The 19,033-nt window shown below is 43.6% G+C and carries 18 protein-coding genes, 1 tRNA gene and 1 other RNA gene; 18 read left to right on the forward strand and 2 right to left on the reverse strand.

What is annotated here, in order from left to right; genetic code table 11:
• Window positions 1-93: 93 nt before the first annotated feature.
• The 4 genes from B2248_RS13530 to B2248_RS13545 all read left to right on the forward strand — a co-directional run bounded on the left by B2248_RS13530 (window position 94) and on the right by B2248_RS13545 (window position 2,778).
• Window positions 94-303, forward strand: coding sequence for a TIGR02449 family protein (locus B2248_RS13530; protein WP_007146613.1), 210 nt, complete (start codon window positions 94-96; stop codon window positions 301-303).
• Window positions 300-605: a cell division protein ZapA gene (locus B2248_RS13535; protein ID WP_273179884.1), complete on the forward strand. Its 306-nt coding sequence runs from the start codon at window positions 300-302 to the stop codon at window positions 603-605. The genes B2248_RS13530 and B2248_RS13535 overlap by 4 nt, the downstream gene beginning before the upstream one ends.
• Window positions 606-646: 41 nt before the next feature.
• Window positions 647-829, forward strand: a non-coding RNA gene (ssrS, locus tag B2248_RS13540) — 6S RNA.
• Between the two features lie 209 nt (window positions 830-1,038).
• Window positions 1,039-2,778 (forward strand): OFA family MFS transporter, encoded by a 1,740-nt coding sequence (locus tag B2248_RS13545; RefSeq protein ID WP_273179886.1) that lies wholly within the window; start codon window positions 1,039-1,041, stop codon window positions 2,776-2,778.
• A gap of 66 nt (window positions 2,779-2,844) precedes the next feature.
• Here the strand turns inward: B2248_RS13545 and aroE are convergent, their stop codons facing one another.
• Both aroE and hemB read right to left on the reverse strand, forming a co-directional pair.
• Window positions 2,845-3,672, reverse strand: a complete 828-nt coding sequence (gene aroE, locus B2248_RS13550; RefSeq protein WP_273179889.1) for a shikimate dehydrogenase — start codon at window positions 3,670-3,672, stop codon at window positions 2,845-2,847.
• Between the two features lie 27 nt (window positions 3,673-3,699).
• On the reverse strand, window positions 3,700-4,713 hold the full coding sequence (gene hemB, locus B2248_RS13555) for a porphobilinogen synthase (RefSeq protein ID WP_273179891.1): 1,014 nt from the start codon (window positions 4,711-4,713) through the stop codon (window positions 3,700-3,702).
• A 159-nt stretch (window positions 4,714-4,872) separates the two neighbouring features.
• Here hemB and B2248_RS13560 point away from each other — a divergent pair, with 159 nt between their 5' ends.
• From B2248_RS13560 to B2248_RS13625, 14 genes are all read left to right on the forward strand, one after another.
• Window positions 4,873-5,685, forward strand: a complete 813-nt coding sequence (locus tag B2248_RS13560) for a carbon-nitrogen hydrolase family protein (protein WP_273179893.1) — start codon at window positions 4,873-4,875, stop codon at window positions 5,683-5,685.
• A 163-nt stretch (window positions 5,686-5,848) separates the two neighbouring features.
• Window positions 5,849-6,979 (forward strand): glutamine-hydrolyzing carbamoyl-phosphate synthase small subunit, encoded by a 1,131-nt coding sequence (carA, locus tag B2248_RS13565; RefSeq protein WP_273179896.1) that lies wholly within the window; start codon window positions 5,849-5,851, stop codon window positions 6,977-6,979.
• Between the two features lie 6 nt (window positions 6,980-6,985).
• Window positions 6,986-10,204, forward strand: coding sequence for a carbamoyl-phosphate synthase large subunit (gene carB, locus B2248_RS13570; protein ID WP_273179897.1), 3,219 nt, complete (start codon window positions 6,986-6,988; stop codon window positions 10,202-10,204).
• Window positions 10,204-10,680, forward strand: coding sequence for a transcription elongation factor GreA (gene greA / locus B2248_RS13575; RefSeq protein WP_273179898.1), 477 nt, complete (start codon window positions 10,204-10,206; stop codon window positions 10,678-10,680). The genes carB and greA overlap by 1 nt, the downstream gene beginning before the upstream one ends.
• Before the next feature lies 1 nt (window position 10,681).
• Complete coding sequence (locus tag B2248_RS13580; protein WP_007146602.1) at window positions 10,682-11,146, forward strand: DUF4149 domain-containing protein; 465 nt, start codon at window positions 10,682-10,684, stop codon at window positions 11,144-11,146.
• Between the two features lies 1 nt (window position 11,147).
• Complete coding sequence (gene rlmE, locus B2248_RS13585) at window positions 11,148-11,765, forward strand: 23S rRNA (uridine(2552)-2'-O)-methyltransferase RlmE (RefSeq protein ID WP_007146601.1); 618 nt, start codon at window positions 11,148-11,150, stop codon at window positions 11,763-11,765.
• A gap of 38 nt (window positions 11,766-11,803) precedes the next feature.
• Window positions 11,804-13,705 carry an ATP-dependent zinc metalloprotease FtsH gene (gene ftsH / locus B2248_RS13590; RefSeq protein ID WP_040576611.1) on the forward strand — a complete coding sequence of 634 codons (1,902 nt, stop codon included), beginning with the start codon at window positions 11,804-11,806 and terminating at the stop codon, window positions 13,703-13,705.
• Window positions 13,706-13,774: 69 nt separating this feature from the next.
• The gene (gene folP / locus B2248_RS13595; RefSeq protein ID WP_273180220.1) at window positions 13,775-14,563 is read left to right on the forward strand and encodes a dihydropteroate synthase; all 789 of its coding nucleotides are present in this window, start codon (window positions 13,775-13,777) and stop codon (window positions 14,561-14,563) included.
• A complete protein-coding gene (gene glmM / locus B2248_RS13600; protein ID WP_273179900.1) occupies window positions 14,556-15,902 on the forward strand; it encodes a phosphoglucosamine mutase in 1,347 nt (448 codons plus the stop codon). Before folP ends, glmM begins: the two co-directional genes overlap by 8 nt.
• Before the next feature lie 127 nt (window positions 15,903-16,029).
• Window positions 16,030-16,815 carry a triose-phosphate isomerase gene (gene tpiA / locus B2248_RS13605; RefSeq protein WP_273179903.1) on the forward strand — a complete coding sequence of 262 codons (786 nt, stop codon included), beginning with the start codon at window positions 16,030-16,032 and terminating at the stop codon, window positions 16,813-16,815.
• A gap of 6 nt (window positions 16,816-16,821) precedes the next feature.
• Window positions 16,822-17,151: a preprotein translocase subunit SecG gene (secG, locus tag B2248_RS13610; RefSeq protein WP_273179907.1), complete on the forward strand. Its 330-nt coding sequence runs from the start codon at window positions 16,822-16,824 to the stop codon at window positions 17,149-17,151.
• A 23-nt stretch (window positions 17,152-17,174) separates the two neighbouring features.
• Window positions 17,175-17,259 (forward strand) — tRNA-Leu (locus tag B2248_RS13615).
• A gap of 161 nt (window positions 17,260-17,420) precedes the next feature.
• Window positions 17,421-18,011, forward strand: coding sequence for an adenylyl-sulfate kinase (gene cysC, locus B2248_RS13620; RefSeq protein WP_273179909.1), 591 nt, complete (start codon window positions 17,421-17,423; stop codon window positions 18,009-18,011).
• Window positions 18,012-18,016: 5 nt separating this feature from the next.
• Window positions 18,017-18,991, forward strand: coding sequence for a DHH family phosphoesterase (locus B2248_RS13625; protein WP_273179912.1), 975 nt, complete (start codon window positions 18,017-18,019; stop codon window positions 18,989-18,991).
• Window positions 18,992-19,033: the final 42 nt, after the last annotated feature.

Consider the following 19,033-nt stretch of genomic DNA (forward strand, 5'->3'; position numbering starts at 1 on the left):
ACAAATTGTTCCTATTATGACAGTTGTTGACCGAGTCGGCAGCGCACGTCTATAGTTAGGCTTTATTCTCGCACAGCGAAAGAACTCATATTAATGGATAAGAACGCGATACAACAATTGGAACAACAAGTGGATGAGCTACTTCGTACCAGTCGTCGATTGCGGGAAGAGAACATGTTGTTACGCTCACAGCAGACAGCATGGCTTTCAGAACGTACGCAACTGATCGAAAAAACCGATGTTGCTCGAAGCCGGATTGAGAAAATGGTTAGTCGTTTGAGAGAATTGGATAGCGAATTATGAGTTCACCGGTAACCGTCACCATTCTGGGCAAGGAATATCAAATTGCTTGCCCGGAGGAAGAAAAAGAAGCGCTGATTGCGTCCGCTAAAATGGTCCATGACAATATGGAAAAAATCCGCCAAACCGGAAAAGTCGTAGGTGTGGATCGTATTGCCGTGATGGCAGCATTAAATTTAGCGCATGAGTTACTTATTTTTAAACATGACGAAGGTCATGACATGGAAAAAGTAAACAATAAAATTCTACAATTGAAAGAGCGTGTTAGCGCTTTTCTGGAAGAAGATAGACAGTTAGAGCTCTGAAAAACTTGAGCTAAGCCAACTTATTTTGCGTATCATTAGTTATGTCCCTGCGGTGCTCGATAGCGACATGTGTGTCTTGAGCCGATAAGCAAATGCTTAAGGAAACTGAAAATTAGAAGTTGAAAAACAAGCCCGCTTGACGGGAAGTTTGCCATCTTCATGAAGTTTCCCTCTTGAATCTCATGGTTCAAGAACCCCCGTCGCACCGACACTGTGGGGCTCAATTTCCCCTTCATCCTCACCTGATCCTAATCATAAAAAAGAAGCCGGTCATTATCGGTGGGGATGTTTTTCCTTGTCTGTTTATACACCACTGTAAATATTCTCTGAGTCGGTTTTTTCGGCTTTTTTTCTATGGCGGTTCCGTCTTGATGAATAGTTGTGATATGTTGCTGAAAAACATAATAACTATATCTAGAGAGGAATATTACTGATGTCATTGTTCGATAACCTAGCCGCTCGGCTATCCAAGAAACATATCATCGCCAAACCCGGATTTAATCGCTGGTTAATCGCACCAGCATCTGTTGCTATCCATTTATGTATTGGTTCAGTGTATGCGTGGAGTATTTTTAATCCTGCGTTAACCAAACAATTTGGTGTAGTAGCGAGTGCCGCCGATGACTGGAGCTTTTCATCAGTAGTCTGGATTTTCTCAACGGCCATTGTTTTTTTGGGATTAGCTGCTGCTATTGGCGGTAAATGGCTGGAAGAAGTCGGACCAAGAGCCACCGGATTTCTTGCTGCCTGTTTGTGGGGCGGTGGTTTTCTTGTTGGTAGTATCGGTATTGCCACACATGAACTTTGGCTTATTTATTTAGGCTACGGTGCTATTGGTGGCTGTGGATTGGGTCTGGCTTATGTCACTCCGGTGAGCACGCTGATTCGCTGGTTCCCTGACCGCCGAGGAATGGCAACGGGGATTGCCATTATGGGGTTTGGTGGTGGCGCGATGATTGGCGCACCTCTGATAACTTACCTACTGAGTTTGTATTATCAGATGCCGGAATATTTGGGCAAAGTGACGGATGTTAACCTAATAACAGAGGCAGGCAGACGTTATGCTGACGTGGCTGGCCAGCAAGTTGAAGTGGTCATTGCTTCTGCTGCCGATATGTTAAAAACTCCTGTACCTGGACCTGAAGGGGTGTATGTCGTTGGTACAGGTGATACAGGGGCAACCAGCGTATTTATTACTCTCGGTATTGTTTACTTCATCGTGATGACAATCGCAGCATTCAGTTTCCGTGTACCAGCAAAAGACTGGAAACCAGAAAACTGGACTCCTCCGGCTAAAAATGAATCAACAAAAAATCGGCTGATCACAGACAATCACGTCCATATTGATCAAGCGTTAAAAACCCCTCAGTTTTATCAACTATGGATCGTCTTATGTTTTAACGTGACAGCAGGGATAGGGGTGATTGGTGTCGCAAAAACCATGATTACCGATATCTTTAGCCCCAGCTTGCCAGGTATCGTCGATGCCAGTTTTGCTGCCACCTATGTGTTGATGATCAGTGTCTTTAATATGTCAGGCCGTTTTTTATGGTCAACAGCATCTGACTATATTGGTCGTAAGAATACCTATCATTGCTTTTTCGTTCTGGGCGCATTGCTGTATTTATCTATTCCCTATATTGCAACGCAAGCAAGTGTGAGTCCGAGTGTGACCGCATTAGTCATGTTTTATGCGGTAACCATGATTATTTTCACAATGTATGGTGGTGGTTTTGCCACTATTCCTGCTTATCTGGCTGATATTTTCGGTACTATGCATGTCGGCGGTATTCATGGTCGGTTATTAACCGCCTGGAGCACGGCAGGTATTTTGGGGCCTTATGTCATTACGCATTTACGCGAAAACTCGCTGAATAAAGTGCTACATGAATTAGCTGCCAAAGTGGATCCGGCAGCCTTTTTGCAGAAATTCGGGGCGAGTATCGATAATCTTGATCAATTGATTGCGGCAAAAACGGTGTCTATTTCGCAGTTGATGGAAATTGCACCTGCAGGGACTTTGGATCCAACCCCTAGCTTGTATAACTCAACCATGTTCGCCATGGCGGGGCTATTGATCATTGCCTTTATTGCAAATTTATCTATCCGTCCGGTAAGAGACAAACATCATGTTCACAATACGCATCCGGAATTAGCGCAAGAGCATAAATAGTTTTGAATGCTTTCAGAATAAATAAAGCCTGCTTTTGCAGGCTTTATTTTTTAGAGTAGGGTACGCTCAGCTTGCTTGCATATCGTCCCGAAGTTTTTGCATGACTGAACCAGTGTCAGGTCTGATTTTTCGCCAGAGATAAAAAGCTTCGGCAGCTTGTTCGACAAGCATGCCTAAGCCATCTACTGTCTTGCTGACATTATGTTTTTTAGCCCATGCAATGAAAGCGGTGTCGGTATTGGCATACATCATGTCGTAACAACAGCTTTGCTCAGTAAAAATGCTGGCAGGTAAATCAGGTACTTCCCCCTGTAAGCTTGCTGCTGTGGCATTGATAATCACGTCGAAGTGATTATTTACCTCACTAAAGCCACCTCCCTGAATCTGGCCTAAATCAGCAAATAGCTCTGCCAGTTTTTTCGCTTTGCTGGCGGTTCTATTAGCAATAAAAAGCTCAGTAGGCTGGTAGGTCATTAACGGTGCAATCACACCACGCGCCGCGCCGCCTGCACCAATTAATAAAACCCGTTTATCTTTTAAGCTAACATCATGGTTTTCAAGATCACGGCATAAACCAATGCCATCAGTATTGTCTCCAAACATCGAACCGTTGTTTTCAAACATCAGGGTGTTTATCGCACCGGCACGTTGAGCACGGTCCGATAAATTGTCTGCCAGCTCCCATGCCTGTTCCTTAAATGGAACGGTGATATTAATGCCTTTTAATTTCAGAACGTCACGTAGTTGCTGAAGACTTGAAGCCAGCGAGTCCAGTGGCACTTCTATTGCGGTGTATTCAATATCCTGCTGACATTGTTTGGCAAACTCCGCATGAATAAAAGGTGATTTACTATGTTTAATTGGGTGGCCGATAACGGCATATTTATCTGTCATAGATATAGCTAATAAATTTCTTGAGAATCAGATCCCAGCTTTCAGGCGCTGAGCAACATCTTTGGCAAAATAGGTCAGAATTCCATCAGCACCAGCGCGCTTGAAGGCAAGCAGACTTTCCTCAATCACCGCATCTGATAACCAACCGTTTTGAATTGCCGCTTTTAACATGGCGTATTCACCACTGACCTGATAAACATAGGTCGGCTTTTTAAATGTCTCTTTGACACGGTATAAAACGTCAAGATAGGGCATACCTGGTTTGACCATCACCATATCAGCCCCTTCCTGAATATCCAATGCGACTTCATGCAAGGCTTCATCACTATTAGCCGGATCCATCTGGTAGGTGAATTTGTTACCGCTGCCTAAATTACCTGAGCTGCCAACGGCATCACGAAATGGCCCATAAAAGCTGGAAGCATATTTGGCTGAGTAAGCCATGATGCGCGTATGAATGTGACTGTTGAATTCCAGTGCATCGCGAATGGCGCCAATTCTGCCATCCATCATATCGGAAGGTGCGACAATTTGAGCACCGGCTTCGGCATGAGATAGAGCTTGTTTAATCAGCACATCAACAGTCTGATCATTCACGATATAACCATCCTCATCGAGTAAACCATCCTGGCCATGTGTTGTGAAAGGGTCTAACGCGACATCCGTCATAATGCCCAGCTCAGGGAATTCTTTTCGTAATGCACGAACGGCTTGTTGGACAAGACCGTCAGGATTATAGGCTTCACGTGCATCTTCTGTTTTTTTCTCAATGGGTGTGACAGGGAATAAGGCCATCACTGGCACACCAAGCGTATGAACCGTTTCGGCTTCTTTCAGAAGAAGATCAATACTAAGCCTGTCCACGCCAGGCATCGATTTCACTTCTTCACGCTGATTTGAGCCTTCCAGAACAAAACAAGGGTAGATTAAATCATCTACAGTCAGCACATTTTCCCGCATTAAACGTCGAGAAAAATTATCTTTACGCATTCTTCTTGGGCGTTGGTTAGGGAAACCACTATTGAGTATTGATTGTGTCATGGCTGACCTCATTGATTACACATTAAACACTCCAATATACCCAAGCAATGATAATGTCACCAGTGATTTTCTGATGTGCCTGGCATGAGTTTGTGTAGAGCGTATTTTTGTTATATTTTCGCTACAGGGGATTAACCGCATAAAAGATAAGGTGATGTGATGGTAATTGATGTAGGCATCGTGCAGATGAATTCGTCCGAAAGCTATGAAGATAATCTGGCTTTTTCTGAGCGTATGATTGCAGAAGCCGCTGAGCGAAAGCTTAATCTTTTAGCCTTTCCTGAAACCTTTCTCTATGTCGGTAATGACCATTCAGCGAAGCATGATGTGGCCAAAAAACTGGAAACGGATATCCTGCCGCGCTTTAGTCAGCTTGCCAAGCAGAGTAATTGCGCTCTATTGCTGGGCAGTGTCTATGAAATCACTGATGAAAACAGTGGAAGGTTGTTCAATACGTCTATCTTCATTGACCGTGATGGCAGTGAAAAAGCTCGCTATCAGAAAATTCATATGTGTGACGCTGTTCCACTGGGGTATATGGAATCAGCCGGCATAAAGCCGGGTAGTAAAACAGTGGTGATTGACCATGAACTGGGTCGGCTGGGATTTAGTATTTGTTATGACTTACGTTTTCCGGACTTGTTTCGATCACTGTCAGACAAAGGAGCTGAAATTATTTTTGTCCCGGCGGCATTTTTTCTCCATACAGGTAAACATCATTGGTTACCGCTGTTAATTGCAAGGGCTATCGAAAATCAGGTCTACATTGTCGCGCCAAATCAGTGGGGGAAACATTACGGCGATCGGATTTCATACGGTAGCAGCGTCATTATTGATCCCTGGGGAAGTATCCTGTGCTGTGCGCCTGAAAGAGTCGGCCTCACCCTGAGTCGAATTGATATTCAGTATCTGCGTCAGGTTCGGTCAAATATGCCGCTACACACACATCGCAGACCGGAACTTTATATATAGAATCGCAGATACACTTCAGGAAATTGAAATAGTTAGCACCAGCGCCAGAGGATAATCGTTTTTAGCGTGGACTCGACCGGCTGTTTTGCGATAAAATTACAAAGATTTTGTCTGGGGAGAACGTCATGTTTGCCCCATTATTTTTATCTGGTGGAGGTTTCCCTTGCGAACGAGTGCGTTACTTGCTCTTGAAGACGGCACGGTTTATCACGGCGAATCGATTGGAGCCATTGGCCAGTCAGTCGGTGAAGTTGTTTTTAACACGTCAATGACTGGCTATCAGGAAATCCTGACTGATCCTTCTTATTGTCGACAAATAGTCACATTAACCTATCCTCATATCGGAAATACCGGTGTTAATGACGAGGATGAAGAATCTGACAACGTTTACGCAAGTGGACTTATTATTCGAGAACTTTCTCCTGTTGTAAGTAGCTGGAGAAGTGAACAAGCATTGGATGCTTACCTGGTCAAACATAATATCGTCGGCTTGGCAGGTATTGATACACGCTCATTAACACGTTTGATTCGTGAAAAAGGGGCAATGAAAGGCTGCATCGTCGCAGGTGATAACATCGATGTTGAAGCGGCTATCGCTGCTGCAAAAGGCTTTCAGGGTTTAAAAGGGCTGGATCTTGCCAAAGAAGTCAGCACAAAAGCATCTTATGTCTGGGATGAGGCTTGCTGGCATATTGATGGCCAGTCTCAAGCGGCTGAAGCTAAATATCATGTGGTGGCTTATGACTATGGTGCCAAGAAAAACATTCTGAGAATGTTGGTTGAGCGTGGTTGCAAACTCACTGTTGTGCCGGCACAAACTCCTGTTGAAGAAGTCTTAGCCCTTAATCCGGATGGGGTATTCCTATCAAATGGACCTGGTGATCCAGAACCCTGTGATTATGCGATAAGTGCGATTCAAACGTTGCTGGAAAAAGATATCCCGACCTTTGGTATTTGCCTTGGTCACCAATTGTTAGGTCTCGCCTGTGGCGCCAAAACAGTCAAAATGAAGTTTGGTCATCATGGTGCTAACCATCCTGTGCAAGAACTGCTGGCGGGATTGGTTATGATCACCAGTCAGAATCATGGCTTTGCCGTAGATGAAGAAACACTGCCAGACACATTAACAGCAACGCACAGATCATTATTCGATGACACCTTGCAAGGTATCCACCACGTAAGCAAGCCAGCATTTAGTTTCCAGGGACATCCTGAAGCAAGTCCTGGTCCGCAAGATGCAGCTCCTCTTTTTGATCACTTCATCGATCTACTTGAACAAGCAACGGGTAAATAACACACGATGGCTAAACGTACTGATATTCAAAGTATTCTGATTCTGGGTGCAGGACCGATTGTTATCGGTCAAGCCTGTGAATTCGATTATTCTGGTGCACAAGCGTGTAAAGCGCTGCGAGAAGAAGGTTATCGTGTCATTCTGGTGAACTCGAATCCAGCCACGATCATGACTGACCCTAATATGGCTGATGCCACTTACATTGAGCCTGTTACCTGGCAAGCTGTAAGCAAAGTGATTGAAGCAGAACGTCCAGATGCCATTTTGCCTACCATGGGCGGACAGACAGCGCTTAACTGTGCACTGGATCTGGAAAAACACGGGATCTTAGAACAATTCGGTGTCGAGATGATCGGTGCTGATAGTGAAGCGATTAACAAAGCTGAAGACCGTGACTTATTCCGTGAGGCCATGCGTAAAATCGGTCTGGATATGCCGCAATCTGATATTGCACACACGCTGGACGAAGCCTTACAGGTTCAAGAAAAATTTGGTTTCCCAGTGATTATCCGTCCTTCTTTTACGATGGGCGGTAGTGGCGGTGGTATCGCTTATAACAAGCAGGATTTTATTGAAATCTGTCAGCGAGGTTTATACCTCAGCCCAACTTCTGAATTACTGATTGAAGAGTCAATCATAGGCTGGAAAGAGTATGAAATGGAAGTGGTGCGTGACCGTAAAGATAACGCCATCATTATCTGTTCCATTGAAAACTTGGATCCTATGGGCGTACACACAGGTGATTCAATCACCGTTGCCCCAGCTCAAACCCTGACAGATAAAGAATATCAAATCATGCGTAATGCCTCTCTGGCAGTATTGCGTGAAATTGGTGTGGATACCGGTGGTTCAAACGTACAGTTTGCTGTTAATCCAGAAACAGGCCGTCTGATTATCATTGAGATGAATCCACGTGTCTCGCGTTCTTCAGCCCTGGCCTCTAAAGCAACAGGTTTCCCTATCGCGAAAGTCGCAGCAAAACTGGCAGTAGGTTATACACTGGACGAATTGCAAAACGAAATTACCGGTAACGCGACACCGGCTTCGTTTGAGCCTACAATCGATTACGTGGTGACAAAAGTACCGCGTTTTACGTTTGAAAAATTCCCACAGGCTGATAACCGTCTAAGTACGCAGATGAAGTCTGTCGGTGAGGTGATGGCTATTGGACGTAACTTCCAGGAATCATTACAAAAGGCTTTACGTGGCCTTGAAATTGATCGTGATGGTTTGACAGAAGTTATTGATCTGACAGAGGAAAACATAGCAGAAACATTACGCCGTGAGCTGAGCTTACCGGGCTCAGATCGTTTATGGTACGTAGCAGATGCCTTCCGTTATGGTTTCAGTTTTGATGAAATTCAAAAGCTGACTCATATAGACCCATGGTTCTTGATTCAAATTGAAGAGTTGGTGACATTAGAAAATCAACTTAAAGAACGCTCGCTTAACGATATCGATCAGCAGGAAATGTATGCCTTAAAACGCAAAGGTTTCTCTGATTCACGATTGGCTAAACTGTTACAAAAAACAGAAAAACAGATCCGTGAGTATCGTCAGGCGATGCAAGTACGCCCGGTCTATAAACGCGTTGATACCTGTGGTGCTGAGTTTGCAACTGGCACGGCGTATATGTATTCAACTTACGACATGGAGTGTGAAGCCAACCCAAGTGATCGTGACAAGATTATGATTCTGGGTGGTGGTCCTAACCGTATTGGTCAGGGTATTGAGTTTGATTATTGCTGTGTCCATGCGGCATTAGCATTACGTGAAGACGGTTATGAAACCATCATGGTCAACTGTAACCCAGAAACGGTTTCAACGGATTATGACACTTCAGATCGTCTGTATTTCGAGTCTTTGACGCTGGAAGATGTATTAGAAATCGTTGAGCTGGAAAAACCGAAAGGGGTGATCGTACAGTTTGGTGGTCAAACACCATTGAAACTGGCACGTGCGCTTGAAGCTGCGGGTGTTCCTATTATCGGAACATCACCAGATGCGATTGATCACGCAGAAGATCGTGAACGTTTCCAGCAAATGGTTGAAAAACTGAACTTGTTGCAACCACCTAATAGACTGGCCCATTCTGTTGATACGGCTGTCGCATTAGCATCGGAAATTGGTTATCCCTTAGTGGTACGTCCCTCGTATGTATTGGGTGGACGCGCGATGGAAATCGTTTATAACGAAGAAGAATTACAACGTTATATGCTCAATGCGGTGAAAGTATCGAATGAATCACCCGTTTTATTAGATCGTTTCCTTGATGATGCCATTGAAGTCGATGTCGATGCTATCTGCGATGGTAAAGATGTGCTGATTGGCGGCATTATGGAACACATTGAACAAGCTGGTGTCCACTCTGGTGACTCTGCTTGTGCCTTACCGCCATATAGCCTGAGTCAGGCAACACAGGACCAGTTGCGTGAGCAAGTACGTCAAATGGCGTTAGAGCTCGGTGTAAAAGGTTTAATGAATACGCAGTTTGCCATCAAGGGTGATCAAATCTATATTCTTGAAGTCAACCCACGTGCGTCACGTACAGTGCCTTATGTATCAAAATCAATTGGTGTACCTTTAGCGAAAATTGCTGCCAGAGCCATGGCTGGACGCACACTGGTTGACCAAGGCGTAACGAAAGAGGTCATTCCTTCTTATTACTCTGTTAAAGAAGCGGTATTCCCATTCATTAAGTTCCAAGGTGTCGACCCTATCCTTGGCCCTGAAATGAAATCGACGGGTGAAGTCATGGGAGTTGGCAGAACATTTGGTGAAGCTTTTGCAAAATCACAGTTAGCAGCTTCAGTTGTACTGCCTACTGGAGGCAAAGCCTTTATCAGTGTGCGTGAGGCTGATAAGGTAGCTGTTATACAAATTGCGAAAGACTTGTCCTCACTTGGTTTCGCATTGCTCGCTACACGAGGTACACAGCGTGTATTAGAAGAAGCGGGTGTGAATTGTGAGCCTGTGAACAAAGTCGCGGAAGGTCAACCTCATATCGTCGATATGATTAAAAATGATGAAATTGACTTGATTGTGAATACGACCGAAGGTCGCCAATCTGTTGCCGATTCAAGAGAAATTCGTCGTGCAGCACTGCAGCATCAAGTCAACTATACGACAACATTGGCAGCTGCTAGAGCCACTGTTCAAGCATTAAATAGCGAAGATATTGGCTCAGTAAACAGGCTGCAATCTTTGCATGGAGAGTTAAATTAATGGCTGTACCTATTACTTCACGTGGTGCTGAAGCACTTAAAGAAGAATTAAAACACCTGAAGATGGTGGCAAGGCCTGAAGTGGTTGCTTCTATTTCAGAAGCCCGCGCACATGGTGATTTAAAAGAAAATGCGGAGTACCACGCAGCAAAAGAGCAGCAAAGTTTTATCGAAGGTCGTATTCAGGAATTGGAGTCGGTATTGTCTAATGCTCAGATAATCGACCCGGCTACTTTGCCTAAAGAAGGCCGCGTGGTATTTGGGGTGACAGTAACCTTATTAAATATTGATACTGATCAGGAAGTGAAATATCAGATCGTAGGTGACTATGAATCTGATATTAAATTAAATCGTATTTCTGTATCTTCGCCTATTGCACGTGCACTGATTGGTAAAGAAATTGATGATGTAGCAACAGTGCAAGCGCCAGGCGGTAATATCGAATATGAAATTATTGATATAGGCTACGAGGCGTAGAATGCTGTCTGGCTATTCAGGTGAACGATTACTTTTGACCCTTTGGATCGGTTCACTGTGGTCGATAGGATATTTAGCCGTGCCAATGGCCTTTGCGAATTTAGAACTAACAATTGCCGGTGATTACGCCGGCAAATTGTTTTATGCCGTCAATATTCTAAGTCTTATAAGTGCCTGTATTTTGTTGATAAGTCGGTTATTTGTTTTTGGTGTCACCACATTTCATCGCTATTGGCGAAGCTGGCTTATTTTAGCCATGCTAATCATGAGTGTTGTCTTTCTACTTTTTATCCAGCCTGATATGGCATCGATAAAATTATTAGACTGGCGTACAGATCCAATTTTAACTGAACGGTTTGATACGCTGCATAAACTAAGTGAGAGTATGTATATGTTAATGAGCTTACTTGGTTTGATGTTAGTATTAACTTCAGATAAGCGTTCAGAAGCAGAGCAAATATCCTGATATGGCTAGAAGTAAATCAAGTCAAAGCTGGTTAAAAGAACATTTTGATGATCAGTATGTCAAACAGGCTCAGAAAGAAGGCCATCGTTCACGTGCGACTTTCAAATTAAAAGAAATTGATGATAAAGATAAACTCATTCGTCCTGGTATGAGTGTTGTTGACCTTGGCTCTGCACCTGGCGGTTGGTCTGACTATGCCTTAGCCAAGGTCGGCGATAGTGGTAAAGTTATTGCACTAGATATATTAGAAATGACACCTCTGACGGGAGTACATTTTATTCAAGGTGACTTCCGTGAGGACGATGTACTAGATGAATTGAATAAAGTATTGGATGGTCGGCAAATAGACCTTGTATTATCGGATATGGCCCCCAATATGACAGGTGTAGGGTCGATAGATCAGCCTTCAAGTATGTACTTGGTCGAGTTGGCTTTAGATTTTGCATTGAATAATTTAAGTAAAAGCGGTTGCTTTCTTGTCAAAGTGTTTCAAGGCGAAGGATTCGAAGCTTTTTTGAAAGAAATGAGAGACAACTTCACAAAAGTTGTTACCCGTAAGCCGGGGGCTTCACGAGCAAGAAGTCGTGAAGTTTATTTGTTGGGGCGTGGTCTCAAATAACATTTAATGGTAACCAGAGGTACCTTACATTGAATGACATGATGAAAAATATTGTTTTGTGGGTAGTCATCGCCGTTGTGCTGATGTCTGTTTTTAATAATTTTGGTCCACAAAGTAATGATTCAGGCAGCATGGATTATTCTAGCTTTATCAGCAACGTGAAAAATGGGGCTGTAGCCAGAGTCGATATTCAGGGCAGAACTATTTCAGGTGAACTGACAGACGGTAGTAAATTCACGACATACAGTCCTGATTACGATCCCGGTTTGATTGGTGATTTATTAGATAATGGCGTCACCATCAAAGCGGAACCAGCAGAAAAAACCAGCTTACTGATGCAGATCTTTATTTCATGGTTCCCAATGCTTCTATTGATTGGTGTCTGGATTTTCTTTATGCGACAAATGCAAGGTGGCGGCGGTAAGAACCCCATGTCATTTGGTAAAAGCAAAGCGCGCATGCTTAACGAAGATCAAGTTAAAGTCACCTTTAAAGATGTCGCTGGTGTAGAAGAAGCCAAAGAAGAAGTGGCTGAACTGGTTGATTTCCTGCGTGACCCAAGCAAGTTCCAGAAACTGGGTGGTCGTATCCCCCGTGGTATTTTGATGGCCGGCTCACCAGGTACAGGTAAAACCTTACTGGCGAAAGCAATTGCAGGTGAAGCTAAAGTACCGTTTTTCTCTATTTCTGGTTCTGACTTCGTTGAAATGTTTGTTGGTGTGGGTGCTTCGCGTGTTCGTGATATGTTTGAACAAGCCAAAAAGCATGCGCCATGTATCATTTTTATTGACGAAATTGATGCTGTAGGTCGTCACCGTGGTGCCGGTATGGGTGGTGGTAATGATGAACGAGAACAAACACTTAACCAATTATTAGTAGAAATGGATGGTTTTGAAGGTAATGAAGGTGTCATCGTTATCGCGGCAACTAACCGTCCTGACGTACTTGATCCAGCATTATTACGTCCTGGCCGTTTTGATCGTCAGGTCGTGGTACCTCTCCCAGATATTCGTGGTCGTGAACAGATCCTGAATGTGCATTTGCGTAAAGTACCAGCCGCTGATGATGTCGATGCAAGAGTGATTGCTCGTGGTACACCAGGCTTTTCTGGTGCTGACTTAGCTAACCTGGTTAACGAAGCGGCATTATTCGCTGCTCGCGGTAATAAACGTCTGGTTGGCATGGAACAACTCGAATTGGCAAAAGATAAAATCATGATGGGTGCAGAACGACGCTCCATGGTGATGAATGAAAAAGAGAAAGAGTTAACGGCTTATCATGAGGCTGGCCACGCTATCATTGGTCGTTTAGTACCGGGGCATGATCCCGTCTATAAAGTCAGTATTATTCCAAGGGGTAGAGCATTGGGTGTGACGATGTTCTTACCGACAGAAGATAAATACAGTTACAGCAAACAGACATTAGAAAGCCAAATTTCAAGCTTATATGGTGGTCGTTTAGCTGAAGAGCTTATCTTTGGTCAGGAAGCTGTGACTACCGGTGCGTCCAATGACATCCAACGTGCCACTGAGCTCGCTCATAATATGGTCACTAAATGGGGGCTTTCTGACAACATGGGCCCATTGTCTTATGGTGAAGATGAAGGCGAAGTTTTCTTGGGCCGTAGTGTGACTCAGCATAAAGCGGTGTCTGATCTGACAGCGAAACAGATCGATGAAGACGTAAGACGTGTTATCAACCGTAACTATGATCGTGCAAAACAATTGCTGATTGATAATATGGATAAATTGCACACGATGGCTAAACTATTAATGAAATATGAAACCATTGATAGTGATCAGATTGATGCCATTATGGAAGGGCGTGAACCGGGTGAGCCAAAAGACTGGACTGATCGTTCGTCTACACCACCATCTGGTGATACAGAATCTGATTCTTCAGAAACACCTTCTGGCAAACCAGCTGATCAGCTGCATTAAAAACCAGGAAGTAATTACGTGATTTTTGATTGCGCGGGCAAGTCCTTGGACTTGTCCGTTCCTCGTATTATGGGCATCGTAAATGTCACTCCTGATTCATTTTCAGATGGTGGCAAATTTCTTAATCGTGATGCAGCCCTCAAACAAGCTGAAAAGCTTATCGCCGAAGGCGCGGATATTCTGGATATCGGCGGTGAATCTACACGACCTGGCTCAGATATCGTGGCGGAACAAGAAGAAATCGAACGAGTCGCACCCGTCATAGAAATGATTAGTGCGGAATTCGATATTCCTATTTCTATCGATACTATGAAGCCTGGAGTCATGAGAGCAGCGGTGAGGGCCGGTGCTGGGCTCATCAACGATGTGAATGCTTTGCGAACTGAAGGCGCATTGGCAACCGCTGTTGAACTAAATGTGCCCGTCTGTTTGATGCACATGCAAGGCACACCTCAAACCATGCAACATGAACCTCACTACAGTGATGTGGTTGCTGAAGTGAAAGCCTTCTTATTAGAACGTGTAGATACCTGTCTAAAAGCAGGCATTAAAGCTGAACAGATCATGCTTGATCCCGGTTTTGGCTTCGGTAAACGTGCTCGCCACAACCTGAGGCTAATGAAGCATTTATCCACTCTGACGGATTTACCATATCCCGTTTTAGTTGGCGTATCTCGTAAGTCTATTATTGGTGATATGTTAAAAGTCAGTGTGGATGAACGATTAGCTGGGAGTTTATCTCTTGCTTCAATCGCGACATGGTTGGGTGCAAAGCTTATTAGAACTCATGATGTTAAAGAAACTCATCAAGCCGTAAAATTAAGTCAGGCAGTTATGCAGGTAGAAGATTTTGACTAAACAAAGACGTTATTTTGGAACAGACGGCATCCGTGGTCGTGTAGGTGATGGTGCTGTCACGCCGGACTTTGTATTAAAACTCGGTTGGGCCGTTGGTAGAGTCCTGGCGAAAGAACGTAACAGCAGAGTCATCATTGGTAAAGATACCCGTATTTCGGGCTATATGTTTGAGTCTGCCTTACAGGCTGGTTTATCTGCCGCAGGCGTTGATATTTATTTATTAGGGCCCATGCCCACTCCAGCAGTCGCTTATCTAACTCGTACTTTTCATGCTCAAGCAGGCATAGTTATCAGTGCTTCGCATAATCCTTATCATGATAACGGAATTAAGTTTTTTTCGGCGCAGGGGACAAAATTACCTGATGAAATAGAGCTGGAAATCGAGGCGATGCTGGAACAACCATTAAAAACGGTTGATTCAACCCGATTGGGTAAAGCACATCGTATTGGTGATGCGGCAGGGCGTTATATTGAGTTTTGTAAAAGTACAATACCAACTGGCATTGATTTAAGTGGGCTGAAAATCGTTGTCGATTGCGCGCACGGCGCTACCTACCACGTCGCCCCGGATGTCTTCAAAGAGTTGGGCGCACAGGTCATTGTTATGGGCGCAGAACCTGATGGTTTTAACATCAATCTAAACTGTGGCTCGACCGAACCGCGACTTCTACAACAAGCTGTGCTTGAAAATAAAGCCGATCTGGGGCTTGCCTTAGATGGTGATGGTGATCGTATCATTATGGTCGATCATCGCGGGGAAATCGTCGATGGTGATGAACTATTATTTATCATCGCCAGAGCAAGACAACGGATGGGAGCAAGTATGCCTGATGTTGTTGGTACACAGATGTCAAACCTTGGCTTAGAGCATGCGCTGGCGAAATTCGATATGTCACTTCATCGGGCAAAAGTCGGTGATCGTTATGTCATGGAAAAACTGCAACAGGTCGGTGGTTTACTGGGTGGGGAAGCATCTGGTCACATCATTTGTCTGGACAAGACATCAACAGGTGATGGCATTGTTGCAGCGCTTCAAGTCGTTGCAGAAATTCAGCAAACTAACAATAGTCTGCATGAGTTACGATCTGTCGTAACAAAATATCCTCAACATTTGATTAATGTCAGAGTCAATAAAATGATTGACCTGAATAAAAATGCTGAGATTAACCAAGCCATTTCATCGGTAGAGAAAAGACTGGGAGATGAGGGAAGAGTATTACTCAGAGCCTCAGGAACTGAACCGGTTATCCGTGTCATGGTCGAAGGCATTGATGCCACATTAACCAAACAACTGGCTGAGGAACTTGCCTCTGTAATAGAGCAAGAGCTGAAAAATTAAATGAGATGTTTTGATAAGAGCCTTAGCTTATTCTGATAATTGCTTTACCAGAAGTATTTCATACATTGCTTTATCCATAGTGGGTATGTAGTCTGATGTTTCATTTTATATTGAAAGAGAGTGTTAAGTGCGTAAACCACTAGTCGCTGGTAACTGGAAAATGAACGGCTCTAGTGAGAGTAATAAAGCATTACTTGAAGGCATACTCTCTAAAGCCGATACCTTCTCGGATATCGAAGTCGCGTTATTTCCGCCGTCTGTTTACCTGCAACAAGTACAATCCGCCCTTACAGGTACAGGTTTAGCTTGGGGGACGCAGAACCTGTCTCAGTTTGAGAAAGGGGCTTACACGGGTGAAATTTCGGCGAGCATGCTGGTAGATTTTGGCTGCAAATATGTATTAATAGGCCACTCTGAAAGACGCTGTTTATATGCTGAGTTAGACTTGGATCAGTGTCTGCTTGATCGTATTATCGCTGAAAAATATGAAATGGCAGTAAGGGCGGGTATTACACCAATTATCTGCATTGGGGAAAGCCCTGATGAACATGCTGTTGGTCGTACCGAAGAAGTGGTGTTGCGATTACTCGATACTGTTATTGCGCATCAGGGCGTTGAAGGACTCGCTCATACGGTTTTAGCATATGAACCGGTATGGGCTATCGGCACAGGCCGCTCAGCCACGCCAGAATGGGCGCAAGACGTACATAGTTTTATGCGCCAACGTGTAGCAAAACACGATAAAGAGATAGCAAAAAATATAAGAATACTTTACGGAGGCAGCATAAAAGGTAATAATGCTGCGCCATTGTTTCTACAACCTGATATTGATGGTGGACTTGTCGGCGGGGGCTCTCTCGACGCCGATGAATTTGTTAAAATATGTCAGGCCGCAGTTTTAAAATTAGGTTAACAACACATGCACGCGATTATTCTCACAGTTCATATTATTGCCTGTCTTTTGCTGATTGGATTTGTTCTGATTCAGCACGGCAAAGGCGCTGATGCAGGCGCTGCATTTGGTGGCGGTGGCGGCGGTGCCTCAGGTAGTCTGTTCGGCAGTCAGGGCTCAGCTTCATTTTTAAGCCGCGCCAGTGCGATCTTAGCGACTATCTTCTTTATCACAAGTCTTACTCTAGCCTATTTTTCTGTGGAGACACCAGGAAAAGCAAAAAGTGTGACTGAGTCTGTGCCGACAACAGAGCAAGAAGTCGATAAAACACCTGCAGATTTACCTGAATTACCGTAGAATACGCAACCTTGATTACCCTTGCCGACGTGGTGGAATTGGTAGACACGCTATCTTGAGGGGGTAGTGCCTTCGGGTGTGCCGGTTCGACTCCGGCCGTCGGTACCAAATTAAAAAGCCTGACTAATGTCAGGCTTTTTTTTTGCCTATAGAATTTAGTAAAAACGACGAAATAGTAAACTTTACAACATGAGGACTAGGAATAATTGGTGAAGTCGGTAATATCTACCTCAATATATTACTTACTTAGATAAGGAAATTTTTTCATTATGGAAAATATCGTCTGGCATAAACACAAGGTAGAAAAGTTAGATCGATCAAAACAAAAAAAACAAAAGCCCTGTATTTTGTGGTTTACAGGTCTAAGTGGAGCAGGTAAGTCCACGGTTGCAGATGCTGTAGAACAAAAGCTATTTGAGCTGGGACATCACACTTATTTACTTGATGGCGATAATGTCAGGCATGGGCTAAATAAAGATCTGGGCTTTTCTGATGCCGATCGCATTGAGAATATTAGACGAATCGGGGAAATGGCAAAGCTATTTGCTGATGCCGGTCTGATTGTCATGAGTGCTTTTATCTCACCGTTTCGCAGTGATAGACAAATGGTTCGTGATCTTGTTAAAGAAAAAGAATTTGTTGAAGTTTATATCTCTACACCTCTCAGTACTTGCGAAGAGCGTGATCCCAAAGGTCTCTATAAAAAAGCCAGAAGTGGACAAATAAAAAATTTTACCGGCATTGATTCCGATTATGAAGTGCCACATCATCCGGAAGTAACACTGAATACTGCTGAACTCAATGTAAATGAATGTGTTGATAGGGTCATTTCGTACTTAAAACAAAATGAGATTATTTAAAGCTAATGACAAACTTTGATGTTTTTAACGGTGATGCTGATGGTATTTGTGCGTTAGTTCAATTGCGATTAGCTAATCCCATTCGCTCTGAACTAATTACTGGTGTTAAACGAGATATAAAATTACTGAGTAGGGTCGATGCAGAAAAAGCCTCTCAAGTCACAGTATTAGATATCTCAATGCAGAAAAATCATGACGCACTGCTAAATCTGCTATTGAATGATGTCGATGTGTTTTATGCCGATCATCACAACCCAGGAGATCAAATCAGTCATCCTCGATTACAAGCACTGATTGATATGCATCCCAATAAATGCACTGCGTTGATAATCAATGAGTATCTAAATAATGCCTATGAATTATGGGCAATAACAGCGGCTTTTGGTGACAATCTTGCCAGTGTTGCTGAAGATTATGCTAAAAAAATCCACCTTGATGAAAGTAACATAATCAAGCTCAAAACCCTGGGGCAGCATATTAATTACAATGGTTATGGTGCCAGTATTGATGATTTATTTTTCGCGCCTGATGAGTTGTATAGATGTTGTGTTAACTACCGCTCCCCGCTAGACTTTATTGATGATAATACTGAAATAATTGAGACTCTGGACTTAGGCTACAACTCTGATTTGGCACGGGCCAAACAACAAAAGCTCAGCTATGAAAATGAGACAGTGGGAGTCATCGCATTACCTGATGATAAATGGGCAAGGCGCATTAGTGGTACATATAGTAATTATTTAAGCAATCAGTATCCTTCACGGGCACATTTAATTCTCACTGAAATACCTGAATCATCTGCTTACGTGGTGAGCATAAGAGCACCCAAAATACGTCAAGAAGGAGCTGATTATATTGCAGGCCAATTTGATACTGGTGGAGGTAGAAAAGCAGCTGCAGGTATTAACTTCATGAAAGAAGATGAGTTGCCTAGATTAATCTCTGTTCTTGAAAGCTATTACAAGAGCGAAGCGAATTAATCCTGCATCATTTATACTTAAACTATAGATGTCACTCAATAC

Origin of the sequence: Methylophaga sp. UBA2012 (genome assembly GCF_002335235.1) — a bacterium.
GTDB classification, from domain to species: Bacteria; Pseudomonadota; Gammaproteobacteria; order Nitrosococcales; family Methylophagaceae; genus Methylophaga; species Methylophaga thalassica.